The organism is Janthinobacterium foliorum (genome assembly GCF_978021625.1).
This window is the reverse complement of sequence record NZ_CDXDQE010000004.1, coordinates 306698-320107: the sequence shown is the minus strand read 5'-3', so window position 1 is coordinate 320107 and position 13410 is coordinate 306698. Positions and strand designations below refer to the sequence as shown.

The 13410-nt window shown below is 65.2% G+C and carries 13 protein-coding genes; 4 read left to right on the top strand and 9 right to left on the bottom strand.

Going from position 1 to position 13410, the window contains the following annotated elements; all coding sequences use genetic code 11:
• Positions 1-36 precede the first annotated feature (36 nt).
• The 4 genes from ACZ92H_RS11690 to ACZ92H_RS11675 form a co-directional block, all read right to left on the bottom strand.
• A complete protein-coding gene (locus ACZ92H_RS11690) occupies positions 37-1053 on the bottom strand; it encodes an ABC transporter permease (RefSeq protein WP_131374600.1) in 1017 nt (338 codons plus the stop codon).
• Positions 1034-2521, bottom strand: coding sequence for a sugar ABC transporter ATP-binding protein (locus ACZ92H_RS11685; RefSeq protein ID WP_465049451.1), 1488 nt, complete (start codon positions 2519-2521; stop codon positions 1034-1036). The genes ACZ92H_RS11690 and ACZ92H_RS11685 overlap by 20 nt, the downstream gene beginning before the upstream one ends.
• A complete protein-coding gene (locus ACZ92H_RS11680; RefSeq protein ID WP_465049450.1) occupies positions 2521-3546 on the bottom strand; it encodes a LacI family DNA-binding transcriptional regulator in 1026 nt (341 codons plus the stop codon). Before ACZ92H_RS11680 ends, ACZ92H_RS11685 begins: the two co-directional genes overlap by 1 nt.
• A 165-nt stretch (positions 3547-3711) precedes the next feature.
• Positions 3712-4191: a hypothetical protein gene (locus tag ACZ92H_RS11675; protein ID WP_465049449.1), complete on the bottom strand. Its 480-nt coding sequence runs from the start codon at positions 4189-4191 to the stop codon at positions 3712-3714.
• 120 nt (positions 4192-4311) lie between these two features.
• Between ACZ92H_RS11675 and ACZ92H_RS11670 the strand changes: the two genes are divergently transcribed.
• The gene (locus ACZ92H_RS11670) at positions 4312-4764 is read left to right on the top strand and encodes an Lrp/AsnC family transcriptional regulator (protein ID WP_465049448.1); all 453 of its coding nucleotides are present in this window, start codon (positions 4312-4314) and stop codon (positions 4762-4764) included.
• A gap of 13 nt (positions 4765-4777) precedes the next feature.
• Here the strand turns inward: ACZ92H_RS11670 and ACZ92H_RS11665 are convergent, their stop codons facing one another.
• The 5 genes from ACZ92H_RS11665 to ACZ92H_RS11645 are packed head-to-tail and all read right to left on the bottom strand — an operon-like array spanning position 4778 to position 9993.
• On the bottom strand, positions 4778-5689 hold the full coding sequence (locus ACZ92H_RS11665; RefSeq protein WP_131374605.1) for a glycerophosphodiester phosphodiesterase: 912 nt from the start codon (positions 5687-5689) through the stop codon (positions 4778-4780).
• A complete protein-coding gene (locus ACZ92H_RS11660) occupies positions 5664-7304 on the bottom strand; it encodes a hypothetical protein (RefSeq protein WP_465049447.1) in 1641 nt (546 codons plus the stop codon). The genes ACZ92H_RS11665 and ACZ92H_RS11660 overlap by 26 nt, the downstream gene beginning before the upstream one ends.
• Position 7305: 1 nt before the next feature.
• Positions 7306-8163: a hypothetical protein gene (locus ACZ92H_RS11655; RefSeq protein ID WP_465049446.1), complete on the bottom strand. Its 858-nt coding sequence runs from the start codon at positions 8161-8163 to the stop codon at positions 7306-7308.
• A 25-nt stretch (positions 8164-8188) separates the two neighbouring features.
• The gene (locus ACZ92H_RS11650) at positions 8189-9232 is read right to left on the bottom strand and encodes a hypothetical protein (RefSeq protein WP_465049445.1); all 1044 of its coding nucleotides are present in this window, start codon (positions 9230-9232) and stop codon (positions 8189-8191) included.
• The gene (locus ACZ92H_RS11645; RefSeq protein WP_465049443.1) at positions 9229-9993 is read right to left on the bottom strand and encodes a hypothetical protein; all 765 of its coding nucleotides are present in this window, start codon (positions 9991-9993) and stop codon (positions 9229-9231) included. Before ACZ92H_RS11645 ends, ACZ92H_RS11650 begins: the two co-directional genes overlap by 4 nt.
• A 188-nt stretch (positions 9994-10181) precedes the next feature.
• Between ACZ92H_RS11645 and ACZ92H_RS11640 the strand changes: the two genes are divergently transcribed.
• From ACZ92H_RS11640 to ACZ92H_RS11630, 3 genes are all read left to right on the top strand, one after another.
• A complete protein-coding gene (locus ACZ92H_RS11640) occupies positions 10182-11573 on the top strand; it encodes a caspase family protein (RefSeq protein ID WP_465049442.1) in 1392 nt (463 codons plus the stop codon).
• Between the two features lie 85 nt (positions 11574-11658).
• Entirely contained in the window at positions 11659-12486 is an 828-nt protein-coding gene (locus ACZ92H_RS11635) for a hypothetical protein (protein WP_465049441.1), read from the top strand.
• 178 nt (positions 12487-12664) lie between these two features.
• A complete protein-coding gene (locus ACZ92H_RS11630; protein WP_465049440.1) occupies positions 12665-13396 on the top strand; it encodes a hypothetical protein in 732 nt (243 codons plus the stop codon).
• Positions 13397-13410: the final 14 nt, after the last annotated feature.

Below are 13410 nucleotides of genomic sequence, written 5' to 3'. Positions count from 1 at the left end.
GCCCGTTGGCTGCCCTTTCAGAACGCCGCTATGCTTTTATTTGCGGCCCCGCTGCAGGAAGGCGACGGCGATGATCACCACGCCTTGGACTGCGGCATTCAGGTAGACACTGATGATGCTGGTCAAATTCAGGATATTGCTGATCACGGACAGCAGGATGGCGCCGATGACGGTGCCGACGATGCGCCCCTCGCCGCCCTTCAGGGCCGTGCCGCCGACGACGACGGCGGCGATGGCTTCCAGTTCCCACAGCAGGCCTGTCGTCGGTGTGGCCGAGCCCAGGCGCGGCACGTACAGCACCGTGGCGATGCCCACGCACACGCCCAGGAGCATGTAGGTGGCGATCTTTACCCGGTCGACGTTGATGGCCGCATAGCGCGCCACTTGCTCGTTGGAACCAATCGCCTGCACGTGGCGGCCAAACGTCGTGCGGTTCAGGATGACGGCGCCGGCCGCCGCAACAAACAGGAAAATCCAGATGGGGATGGGCGCACCCAGCACGCTCGTGTAATACACGGGGCTGTACAGCTCGGACAGGGTGGCGTCCAGGGTCAGCGCGCCGCCGTCGGCCAGGTAAGTGAGCACCGCGCGGAAGATGCCGAGCGTGCCCAGCGTAACAATGAACGGTTCGATATTGCCCTTGCTGATGAGCAAGCCATGCATCAGGCCGAAGCCCGCGCCCAGGATCAATGCCATGGCGATGCCCAGCACCAGCATGGTGATGGGGGCAAGATTTCCCCCGGCCCCTTGCGCCAGCGCATTCATGAAATAGATCATGCAGCCGGCGATCAGGGCCGCCATCGAGCCGACGGACAGATCGATGCCGCCCGAGATGATGACGAAGGTCATGCCGACGGCGATGATGCCGATAAAAGCCGTGCGCGTGAGCACGTTCATCAGGTTGTCCACGGTGGCGAAGTCGCCGTTGAGCAAGGTGCCCGCGATGCACAGAGATAACAGGCCCAGCACGGGGCCGTAGCCCTTGATGCGCGCGCCTAGCTTGGCGATGCTGGCGCCGGTGGCGCCGGTGGTGTCAGTGCGTGCCGGTTGCATGGGCAATCAACTCCTCTTCGGTCAGGTGGTCAGCAGACAGGGTGGCTTGCAAAGTGCCGGCGCGCATCACCGCGACTCTGTGGCACAGGCCGATCAATTCGATCAATTCGGAGGAAATCACGATCACGGCGCGCCCTTCGGCGGCCAGGCGGTGGATCAAAAAATAAATGTCGCGCTTGGCGCCCACGTCCACGCCGCGGCTCGGTTCATCGAGCACGACGACGCGGGGGTCCGAATGCAGGTATTTCGCCAGCGCCAGCTTTTGCTGGTTGCCGCCCGACAGCATGCGCGCGCGGCTGTCGAGGTCGCCCGTGCGGATATTGAAATCAAGCACGGCCTTGGCCAGCGCCGCTTTCTCGCCGGCCACATCAAGCCACGGCCGCGCATAGCGCTCCATCGTCATCAGGGTGAGGTTTTCGCGCAAGCCCAGGTTCACGTGCAAGCCCTTGCCCTTGCGGTCTTCGCTCAGGTACGTCATGCCGTGCTGCATGGCTTGCCTGGGCGTGCGGATATCCACGGCTTGGCCATTAAGATGGATCAACCCCGCGCTGCGCGGGCGCAGCCCCAGCAGCGCCTCGAACGATTCCGTGCGCCCCGCGCCCACCAGGCCCGCAAAGCCCAGCACCTCGCCGGCGCGCACCTCGAAGGACAAGTCCCTGGACCAACCTGGCACCGCCAGCCCCTCGACTTTCAGCAACACAGGAGCTTCTTTCGCCAGCGCCACTTTCGCCGGGAACATGTCGGACAGTTCACGCCCCACCATCAGGTTCGCCATCTGCTGGCGCGTGAGGCTGGCCGTCGGCTCGCGCGTGACAAAGCGGCCGTCGCGCATGACGATGACCTCGTCCGTGTTGCGCTCCACTTCGTCGAGTTTATGCGAGATATACAGGATGGTGACGCCGTCCGCTTTCAGCTGCGCCATCACGGCAAACAAACGCCGGGTTTCCGACGACGTCAGGGTGGCCGTCGGTTCGTCCATGATGAGGAAGCGGGCGCGGCGCGACAGGGCCTTGGCGATTTCCACCAGCTGTTTTTCGGCGACGATGAGGTCGCGGATTTTCGTCTCGGGCGCCACCTCCAGCCCCACCTGTTTCAGGTAGCGCGACGCTTCCTCGCGCATGGCGGCCTCGTCGAGCAGCCAGCCCCGCGTCTTTTCGTGGCCGAGGAACATGTTTTGCGCCACCGTCAGGTGCTCGGCCAGGTTGAATTCCTGGTGGATCAGCACGATGCCGGCGCTTTCGGCCGCGCGCGAGCTGGCGAAACGCCGGGGCTGGCCATCGATCAGCAGCTGGCCCTCGCTCACGCCTTCATAGCCGGCGAGGATTTTCATCAGGGTGGACTTGCCGGCGCCGTTTTCCCCCAGCAAGCCATACACGCGCCCCGGCGCGAGGCTGAAACTGACGCCATGCAGGACGCGCACGGGGCCGAAATCCTTGCACACTCCCTCGAAACCGACGGCTACGCTCACTATGCACTCCCTCGCAAGACCAAGTCATGGTTCAGCAACACGCCCGGCACCTGCGCCGCCGGGTCCGCCAAGCGCTGCAGCAGCAAACGGGCCGCCGTCTCGCCCAGTTCGCGCATGGGCTGGGCGATGGTGGTCAGACCGGGATCGATCTGCGCGGCGATGGCGATATCGTCGAAGCCGATCACGGCCACGTCTTGCGGCACGCGTTTGCCGAGCTGGCGCAGCCCGCTCAAGACGCCGATGGCCAGCGTGTCGGAAACGGCAAAGATGGCCGTTGGCGCATCGGGCTGCGCCATCATGTCCAGCGCCGCCTGCGTACCGGCCGCATAGTCGAGGCTTTGCACCGTGTGCACCCACTGGGGCCGCACGGGCAGGCCGGCGGCGGCCAGGGTATCCAGATAGCCTTGCTGGCGTTGCCGCGCATACAGGTAGCGCTCGTCCGAATTGATCAGGCCGATGCGCGTGTGGCCGCGCGACAATAAATGCGCGACGGCGTCGGACGCGGCCCGGTGGTTGTCGATGCCGACATAGGGCACGGCCACGCCGGGGTCGAATTCGCAGCAGGCCACCCACGGCAAGCTGGCGGACTCATGCGACAAGGCATGCTGCACCGTGTCCGGGTCCAGGCAGATGGCGCCGTCGGCGCGGTGCATGCGCAGCAAGTCGAAATACGAACGCTCGCGGCCCGCGTCGGCGCCCGTGTCGCACAGCAGGACGAAATAGCCGTGCTCGCGCGCCACCGTATCGATGCCGCGCACGATCTGCGCGTAAAACGGGTTGCCCACGTCGGGCACCATGGTGAGCAGCATGCGGCTTTCGGCCGTGCGCAGGCTGCGCGCCAGGTGATTCATGCGGTAGCCCAGCGCGGCCACGGACGCCAGCACCTTGTCGCGCGTGGGCGCCCGCACCCCGCTCTGCTCGTTCATCACGCGCGAGACGGTGGCCACCGACACCCCCGCATGCGCGGCGACGGCGCTGATGGAGACGGTTTCTGTCGGTAAAGAAGATGGAACGGCTGCTGGCATGGCGCTTCTGCATAAAATGTAATCGATTACATTTATAAGCCAGGCGGGCATCCGATGCAAACATTATCGATGCTGCGATGCGCAAAAAAAAACGGCACGCCGCGTGCCGTCGGACCCGCTGATGCATGGGAGAACAAGACTTCTGCTGCACGGCAAAAACGCGTTTCATGCCGCCCGGCGCCGGAAGCGCATGCGCCAATTCACTTCCCAGTGAAGGCCGGCATCAGCCGACATGGATTGCTCCCAGCTTGGCGTGGCCGTGTCGACGTCGCGCCAGGTGTAGCGCACGCGGATGGGCCGCTCATCGAGCATGTCGCCGCCCTCGAAGATGCCAACGCCATCGGCGAACTGGCCCACCACGGGTGGCTGCAACAGGCCATCGGCCTGCAATCCACCGCTGCGATTATCGAGCCAGTAGATGCTCCAGAACTGTGTTTGCGGGTTGAACAGGCGCAGCGACAAGCCAACGAAGCCGGGGCGCCAGTCGGCGGCGATGAAGTCATCGTAATTGCCTATGCCTGCCGGCAGGGCCTGGTTGCTCTGGATGGCATTGAAGGTTTCCCAATCATCGCTGCCCTGCAGGCGCCGCGTCAAACGCTGGTTTTCCACATCCCACTGTCCCAGCAAAAAATCAAAATCGTGCATTTTTCCTCCTCCGTTGCAGTAATGGCTATGATAGGCAGCACGACCCGTTGGCACTAGGCAAGGTCGAAGGAAATTCCCCACGAACGGGAACAGGTTTGCAGTTTTTATGGAGTCTTTGCCTTGAATGTTGAACTCGATGCCCACGACCGGAAAATTCTCGCCTTGCTGCAAGAAAATGCCCGCTTCAGCTACTCGGAGATTGGCCGCCGCATCCACCTGACGTCGCCCGCCGTGACGGAGCGCGTCAAGCGCCTGGAAGAAGCGGGCATCATCCAGGCCTACTCTGTCCAGCTCAACCTGCGCGCCCTCGGCTACAGCTTTGAAGCCTTCGTGCAGATCACCGTGGAATCGCACGATGCGCTCGATACCTGGGCCGCCGCGCGGCCCGAAGTACTGGCACTGCATGCCACCACGGGCAACCATTGCGCCCTGCTGCGCCTCGCGCTGAGCAGCCCCGAACACTTGCAAGCCTGCCTGAAATCGCTGGGCAACATCGGCAAAACCAGCACGGCGATGGTGCTGTCGTCGCAATGCGAGCAGCGCAGCCGGCTGCCGGCCGACCAGCTCGGCTAAACAGCTGCCTGGCTTACTTCATCATCGAACAAAACGACTCCGGATTGCCGTCGAGAATCACGCCGCTGGGCCAGCGGTGGCTGCGTTGCTGGGCGCGCAGCAGCGAGGCGGCCAGGGCCGAGTCGCCATCGACCGCATACACGAAGACGGGCATGCTCAGGCTGGCCGCATCGGCCAGCAGGTTCGGGTTGGCATCCAGGCTGCGCGCATCCACGTGCACGCCGACGGGCATGCCGATCTGCTGCTGCACGCGCTGCAGCCAGGGCTTGTCGAGCTTGGGCGCGCGGGCATTTTTCGCGATGTAGCGGCTGACGCGGTTGGTGCCGGCCGCCTGTGCGTTGCGCGCGTCAAACACGAGCAAGCCCAGGTAGCCTTGCGGATCGGCGCGGCGCGCGCAGGCCAGGTTGTTCGGCACGCCCGACGTCAAGAACCAGTTGCCGTGCTTGATGCCGCCGCGCAGTTGCGCCACCAGAGCGCCGATGGGCGCGCACGAGGGTAGCACGTCCTTGATCTCCGCATTCAGGGTCTTGCCGGGAAAGGCCGTCGCCAGGTCGGCGATGTCGGTCACAAAAGGCGGCGTTTCCGGCGTGGCCACGCCGCGGTTTTTCATGCTGGCGGCGCGCCAGTCGTCGGCCGTCAGCTGCTTCACGGTGCGGGGCGAGCCCGTGTCGACCACCCTGCCCGTCAACAGGTCGTGGTGCACGACCCAGCTGCCGTCGCCCAGCAATTGCAAATCCGTCTCGACGCCATCCCAGGTGCCGAAATACGTGTTGCGCAAGGCGCTCAGCGAATTTTCCGGCGCATTGCCGGCGCCACGGTGGGCGTGCACCTTCATGCCCAGGCAATCGGCCTGGACGGCCGTGCTGGCCATGCACAGCAGCAAGGCCAGTGCGGCCGCCTTATTTTTGTTCCGGATGATAACCATAATGAATTCCCTGCAAAACATGGATGCGGATCGCTTCGTTGATGGGGTAGCTGTAGCCCTGGCCGACGGCCACCACGTGGGTGATATTGGCCAATAAACCCTTGCCGGCGATTTGCCAGCGCGTGCTGTCCTCGTCCGCCTGGCGATTCCAGTCCAGCATCTGACGGAACAGCTCGCTCTTCGTGACATTATTGTCCGACAGGGAAAAGATGCCCCAGGTACCCAGGAAGGCGCCGGCCAGCACGCCCGTGGCGATCCAGGCGGAACGACGGCTCAGCTGCCCATCGGCGCCGGCCTGTTCGCCACGGCGCGCGGCCAGCAACAATAATACGACGGTGGCGATCAGATACAGGAGTTTTGAAAAGTGGCCGATGGCGCCCAGGAGCGAGAAGAACAGGGCGACGGGCGGCACGATGGCGGCGCGCGCCGCTTCCTTGCCCTCTTCAAAATACTTGCCGCCCACTTCAAAATCGGCGCGGCTGGCGCGGTATTCCACCAGCCTTTCCGCCGTCTGGCGCGCGGCAAACTGGTCGAACAGACGGCTGAACTCGGCCGGACTCGCATATGTATCTTGTACCACGGCACCTTTAGGCAAGCGCAAACCCTTGCCCGCTTCGCTGCCATCGCCGCCATCCGGCCCATCGCGCAGCACAGCCTGGATGCCGGGACGCGCCACGAAGGCGGGGAAGGACAGACCGGGTGGAATGCGCTCGCCCTTGACGTTCAAGCCCTTGCCGGCCGCTTCCGACGCATAGCGGCGCTTGACGGCCAGACGGAACGATAACTGGTCGGCAGGATGCCAGTTGGCCGATACCGGCACTTTCTTGCGCACATTGTTGACCACGGCCGCCTTGCGCCGCGCCGGCACGGAATGCGGCTGCCAGCCGTGGCGCGACAGGCTTTGCCGGTAATCGCTCCAGGCGGATTCCTGCTGCTGGCGCAAGCCCGGATCATCGTCGGGAATTATGCCCGAATACAACTTCCACTTATCGTGCACTTCGCCGATCGCCTGCTGGTACTTTGCGTAGTACCCGCCCGGCCCGCCCGCGATCTTGCGCACATTAAAGTTGATCAGCTGTTCCTTGGCGGGCTCCATGCGCGCATCGAGATGACCGACCGAGACGGCCAGGAACGGAAACAGGGCCAGGAAGGCCTTGCCTTCCGGCTTGGCAAACAGGGTGGCATCATCGACCAGCCCCTGCAATTGCAGGCTGCCGCCGACCAGCGAGCGCTGCATCAGGGTGGTATTGAAGGCCAGGCGGCGAAATTGCGCATCGCGCGTTTCCACCAGCACCGTGACCGTGGTCTTCAAAATGCCGAACACGACCGCCGCCGTGGCGACGCAGCAAAAGATGATTTTTTTCCAGCTGGGGCCGCTGCCATTGTTCTTCAGCCGGCGGCGCCACATCAGCTGCAGCACCACCAGCGCGGCGGCGATGCCCGACAGGCTGCGGCCATAAAATTCCACGCCTTCCACGTCGTGCGGCTTGACGTCGCCGCCCACCACGTCGAGCAGGCGGGCATTGAAGCCCAGCTCGAAGCACAGGTACATGATCGTCAGGGCGATCAGGATCAAGGTCTGCCGGATCTGCAGACTGCGTAAGCTGGCGGCCATCTTATTTCCTCAAATCGATGACGACGGGCTTGATCTCTTCGGCCTGGAAGATCATCGGCGCCGCCGGGGCCGCCGCCGCGCTGCGCGGCGCGGGCAGGCTGATGGCGGCGGGCGCCGCCTTGGCCGGGCTGTCCTGGCGGCGCGGCTTGGCGCTGGCGCGGGTGCCCGCTTTCGGCGCGGCGGCAGGGGCAGGGGCGGATGCGGGCGGCGCCGGGATCACGCGGCCGCTGCCGTCGCCGGCCGGCAAGGTCGTCATGACGGGGCCGGTGGCGCGCAAGGCATCGTCGGCAAACGGCTGCGCGCGCGTGTCGACGCCGGGTGGCACGGCCACGCTGGCGTTGAGCAAACGGCTGTCCGTGTAGATCATGCGCGACAGGCGGTTGTAATTGGGGAAGTCGATATTGAGCGACTTGCCGTCGGCCGCCACCTCCACGCGGGGGCGGTCCTTGCAATTGCCCACCGTCCACTGCAGCACGTCCGTTCCCTTGAAGGCCAGCACTTCATAGCGGTAGGCGCAGCCGCGTTCCTGCGTTTCGACGATCACCACCGTGCGTTCGCCCACGTTTTCCACGCGCGCCACGCGGGCCGTGACGGCGTTGGCGAGCGGCACGACGCGGAACGCCTGCGACAGCTTGATGGAGTACTTGCCTTGCGGGTCCTTGCGCAAGGTACCTTCCGTGCCGTCGCGCAGCACGAAAGTCGAGATCGGCGTGCCGAACAGCTCTGCCGTATCCAGCCCGACCATCACGCCGCCACGGCCGTTCGGCGTCATGGCGCAGCCCGTCAACAGGACCCCGGCGGCCATGCCGGCGATCCACTGGCGCCAGTGCGCAGATACATAATTTTTATACGTTGCCATGCTTGATAACTCTCTCTTATTGAATTCAGGGATTGACGACGGCCAGCGGATTGCCCGGGCCTGGCGGCGGCAAGACTTTCCGGCGGTCGCGCGACAGCAGGGTGAAGGCGCCCAGGGTGTCCGGTCCGGCGACGATTTCCAGCTGCTCGCGCTGCAGCCAGGTGCGGATTTCCGCTTCCGTCGCGTCGGCACGGAACAGCACGCGCAGGCGCACGCCCGTCTCGACGCCGCTGCCGCCGCTGCGGAACTCGGCATTGCCCACCACGCCCTGCTCTTGCGGCAGGAACAGCCAGGCCGACTGCACCACCATCACGCTGGCGGCCACGGCCGTGATGACCTTCAGCCAGCGGTTGGCGTTGGCAGCTTGCCTGGACGGCTGCACTGGCTGTACTGGCTGGCTGGCCACGCCTGCAGGCGTGGCCAGGGGGATCTGCAGCTGTTGCAGCCCCTGGCGCAGCAATTGGCGGTACGCCACGCGGCCATCCTTGCCCAGCTCGCTAGACAGGGGCGTGCCCGTCAGCGCGTAGTCGTCGCCGGGCAAGGCCACGCGGGCGATCACGCCGGGCGCGGCAGCGGCGCCATTCGCCCGGCCGTGCCTCTCCAGCCAGCGCGCCGCCTGCAGGCGCTCCTGGCTGAACACGCCCAGGCAGGCGCCCAGGTCCATCACGGCCAGGGTCACGGGCATGTCGCACAACACCAGTCCCGCGCGCGGGTCGGCCGGCGCGTCGCGCTCCTCGACCACCAGGCCGCAGGCGTCCGCATACGCCGTGTCGGGCGTGACGAGCCAGCCGCGCCAGCGCTGCTGGGCGCCATCCCAGGCATCGAGCAGCACGGCGCCAAAGCCGGGGCGGCGCGCCAGCAGGTGGATCTGTCCGCCGGCAATCGGCCGCGCGGCCAGCGGCGCCGCATCGCTGCGGCGCGCAAAGCGTGCCATCACGTGGTCCGGCACGGCGATGCCGCGCCAGTCCGGGGTGTCGCCCGCCACCTCGCCGTCCAGCAAGTCGATGGCAGGCGGGGGAGACGGCAGGCGCGCGGCGACGATGGCCAGCGAGGGCGTCAATGCATTCATGCCGATGGCCTTTCATCCGGGTTCGAAGGGGTGGACGCGGGGTCCATGTGCAGGGATAACGCGGCCACGCACAAAATATCCAAAACTATTTGCGCCGCCTGCATGTCGCGCGCCGACAAGGCATCGCCCACGCGCAGCTTGAGCAGGGTCAAGACCCAGCTGCCCAGCAGGGTGGCGCGGTGGGCCGGCTCGACCACCTGGCGCCCCGCGCTGTTGGCGTCGCCCTTCTGCCGGTGCACCAGCCCCAGCTTGCCGCCGTGATAGTGCGCCGACGCGATCTGCTCGGCCAGTTCCTTGACGGGCATGCCGCCGCAGCCGCAATGGCGCAGCAGCAGGATCAAGTCACGCGGCAAGGTGGCGATGAATACGTCGGCCGCCGCGCGCACCGATGCCGGCGTCAGCTGGTAGTCGCGCAGCGGCGCGGCATAAGCGTCGGGCGCCTGCAAGTCGCAGCCCTCTTGCGCATCGGCATCGTCGTCATCGCGCTGCTTGCGCAGCTGGTCGATGATGAAGCGCTTGAAGTACAAAAACAGGGCACCCACGTGGTGGGGTGCCGCGTCGCTGTCGCCATGCAGGACTTTCTCGATGAAGAACTGGTGGCGCAGGTCGGCCAGGGAATCGCCCAGCGAGGCGGCCTCGCGCGGGCGGCACGGCGTCAGCGCGGCGATGACGCGCTGGTAAAACTCGCCCAGTTCGCCTTGCGTCAGCTGCTGGCGGCGCGTCCAGAAATCATGAATGCGTTCAAATTGTTCCGATTGCAAAGCCGGTCCGATCGTGTATTGGGGCGGCACGCGCCACTGGCCGGCGGCATGGCGCGCCGGCAAACAAGCAATGCGCTAGCCAGACAGGGGAAACTTGTCAGTAAGGTAAAATGCATTTAGGCAATTTTCTCATATCAAAGTGGAAATCGCTAACTTTTGTTACTTCCACGACAATTCCCGAGACCCCCATGCAGCGCCTGATTCCCCTGTTGTTCAGCCTACTCCTGGTCCTCTGCGCTCACGTCGCGCAAGCCGCCGTGCCCACGCCCATGCCAGCGGCGCCAGGCAAGCGCATGGCCCTGGTGATCGGCAATGCCGCGTATCCGCAGCCCCTGTTAAATCCCGTCAACGATGCGCGTGCCATGGCCGAGCGCTTGCGCCGCCTGGGCTTTGACGTGGTGTTGCGCACGGACATCACGGCGGCGCAATTGCAAAAAGCCTCGGCCGAGTTTTCCACGCAGGCGCGCGGCGCCGATATCGCCCTCGTGTTTTACGCGGGCCACGGCGCGCAGGCGGGCGAAGCGAACTATGTGCTGCCGCTAGGCGCGAACATGAACGCGCTGAGCGCTGCGGCGATTGCCGCGCAGGGCGTCGCCGTCTCCAGCCTGGCGGGCGACTTGCAGCGCACGGGCGCGCGCGGCGCCGTGCTGATCCTCGACGCTTGCCGCCAGGAATATACGCGCGGCGGCGCGGCCCTCCCCGTGACTGGCGGCAGCAACGCGGCCAGCCACGGCTTTGCCGACACGCAAGCGCCACGCGGCGTGGTGATCGCGTATTCGGCCGGCCCCGGCGCGCTGGCGCGCGATTTCTGGTCGCCCGAGTCGCGCAACAGTCCCTATACCAGCGCCCTGCTCGACGCGCTGGACGCCCCCGGCTTGCCGATGAGCGATGTGTTTTCGCAAGTGGCGGCGCGGGTGGCCAGCATGACGCACGACGTGCAAAAGCCCCGCGTCTCCTTCGGCGAAACCTCGGCCCGCCTGGTGCTGAACATGGGCAGCGGCAAGGGCGTCAGCCCGCCGGCACCGGGCGTGCTGGCCACCGGCAACGGCGGCATGCGCGCGCCAAGCCCGGCACCGGCGCCAGCGACGCCCGCCGCCCCGGGCGCGAAAGTGTGGCCGGGCAATGTCCTGCAAGACATCAACCATGAAATCCGCATGCAGATCGCGGCGCGGCCGTTTCCCCGCCAGCAGCTGGAAAAGCGCGCGCGCGGCGGAGATCTGGTGGCGCTGACGGCGCTCGGCTATGGCCTCGGCGGCGGTGATGCTGGAGTAAAACAGCCGAAGATCGGCATGCAGTGGCTGGAAAAGGCGGCCGCGAAAGACTTTCCCATCGCCCAGACCTACCTGGCGGAATTGCTGATGGTCAAGGGCGACCCCGCTTCCCTGAAACGGGCGGGCGTGCTGCTCGACGCCGCATCGCAAGCCGGCTACAGCCCCGCCCATGCCTACAAATTCGACCTGGCGCGGCGCACGGGCGCGCCGCCGCAGGAAGCGGCCCGGCATTTGCAGGACGCTTTCATGGGCTTGATGAAGGATTACCAGGGTGCCGCCAAAGACCTGATGCAGCCGCAAAAAAAATAATTCAAAATAATTTTAGATTTCCCTGAACTGCCCCCGTTATCCGTGGGTACATGCAATACAGCATGACAGTGACCAGGGAAATTCCATGCAAGCATCGAGCCAGGCAGCACCCACCACCACCGGCCAACGGGGCCGCATCCTCGCCTACCAACCCAGCGGACAAGGTTCCGTCAGCGTGGCCGGCATTCAACATGCCTTCGACGTGGCCACGCACTGGCGCTCGGACGTGGCGCCCGCCATCAACGCCGTCGTCGACGTGCGTTTCAACGAGGCAGGCGGCCTCGACACGCTCAGCGCCGTGGCAACACAGCAGCTGGCCCAGGAAGAAATGGCCGGCGCCGCGAAACTGGCGCGCGACAAGGGCCAGCAATTGTGGAGCCAGGCCGTGTCCGCCCTCGGCATCAAGGTGCTGGCCAGCCTTGGCGTGCTGATCGCTGGCGCCTTTGTCTTCAACACCATCGGCATCCGTTTGTTCGCCACCGTGTCGCGCACCTACTGGCAGTTGCTGGGCCTGTCCGCGGACAGCCTGGAAAGCTTTGCCCGCGACGGCGGCGGCGGTTTTACTTCCGCGCAATTTTTCTTCCTGCTGGCCATTGCCGCCTGCTGCGCCACCATGGCCAGCAGCCACCCGAAAGCGGCGCTGGGCAAGTGCGCGCCGCTGCTGTTTGTCGTCATCCACAGCAGCTTGCTGTTCATCAAGATCAAGGGCGCCGTCAGCGACGCCGGCAACGCCATGGGCGGCATCATGGGCAGCCGCGCGGCCCGCATGGCCGAGCAGATGGCCAGCGAAATGCTGGGGCAGGTGTGGCAGGGCCTGTCGTTCGGCATCGGCTTTTACCTGGTGCTGGCATCTTCCATCGTCCTGGCCGCGTACGGCGTCGGCGAATACAAACGCTTAGGAGGCAAGCACTGAAAACCTACTGCGCAGCCCAATGCCGGGTCGGCGTTGCTCACCGTACATAAAGTAAGGCTCCGCTACTCAACCCGGCATTGGGCTTGCTCGCTACGGTTTTCAGCGCTGCCGTGACTTTCGTCACTCTAAAAAAATTAAAACCGCCATTGCCGTTTAACTCATCTTTGAAGGAAATATCATGATCCGTACCCTGCCCGCCCTGTTCGCCATCGCCGTCCTGCTGTCCGCCTGCGGCAAGTCCGATACCGCCGCGCCTGCCGCTTCCGCCCCCGTCGCCGCGAATGTCGCCGACCTGGCCGCGAAAGCCCAGGTGAAAGCGGCCGCCGCCAGCCTGCCACAGGCGGACCCGGCCACCCCAAGCGCCAGCTATGTCGATATCACCAGCGGCAACCAGTTGATGTACAGCTACCTCGCCCTGTCCGGCGTGCCGCCCGACTACGCGGCCGTGGCGCAGCGCATCTCGCGCGAGTACGCCGGCAGCAACGACGCCTTCCGCAAGCAGGAAGTGCTGGACGCCTTGAAACCGCAGATCGACGCCAAGGTCAATGAAGCGAAGACGAAACGCTACCTGCGCTACCAGATCAATGGCCAGGGCGCGCTGTCGCCCTACTCCATGGACAAGGCCGCCTTCCCCGCCAAGTTCGCCGAAGCGGGCACGTATTACTACATGTATGACAACGGCGACTACAAGCTGGCATTTACCAACGGCGACGGTTATTCCTTGCTGAAGGTGGACCAGGAAGCGGCCCGCAAGATCGAGGCGGCGCGCAGCGGCTACAAGGACTTCGCCATCATCGTGTATGCCTACGCCCAGGAAGCGGACATGGCCAGCAACCAGGTCAAGGCGCAGATCGTCAAGGTGGCGGTGAAATTGAATGGGGAAGAAATTCCCGTCAGCCAGGCGCAGTAGAACGGCCTCGGTTA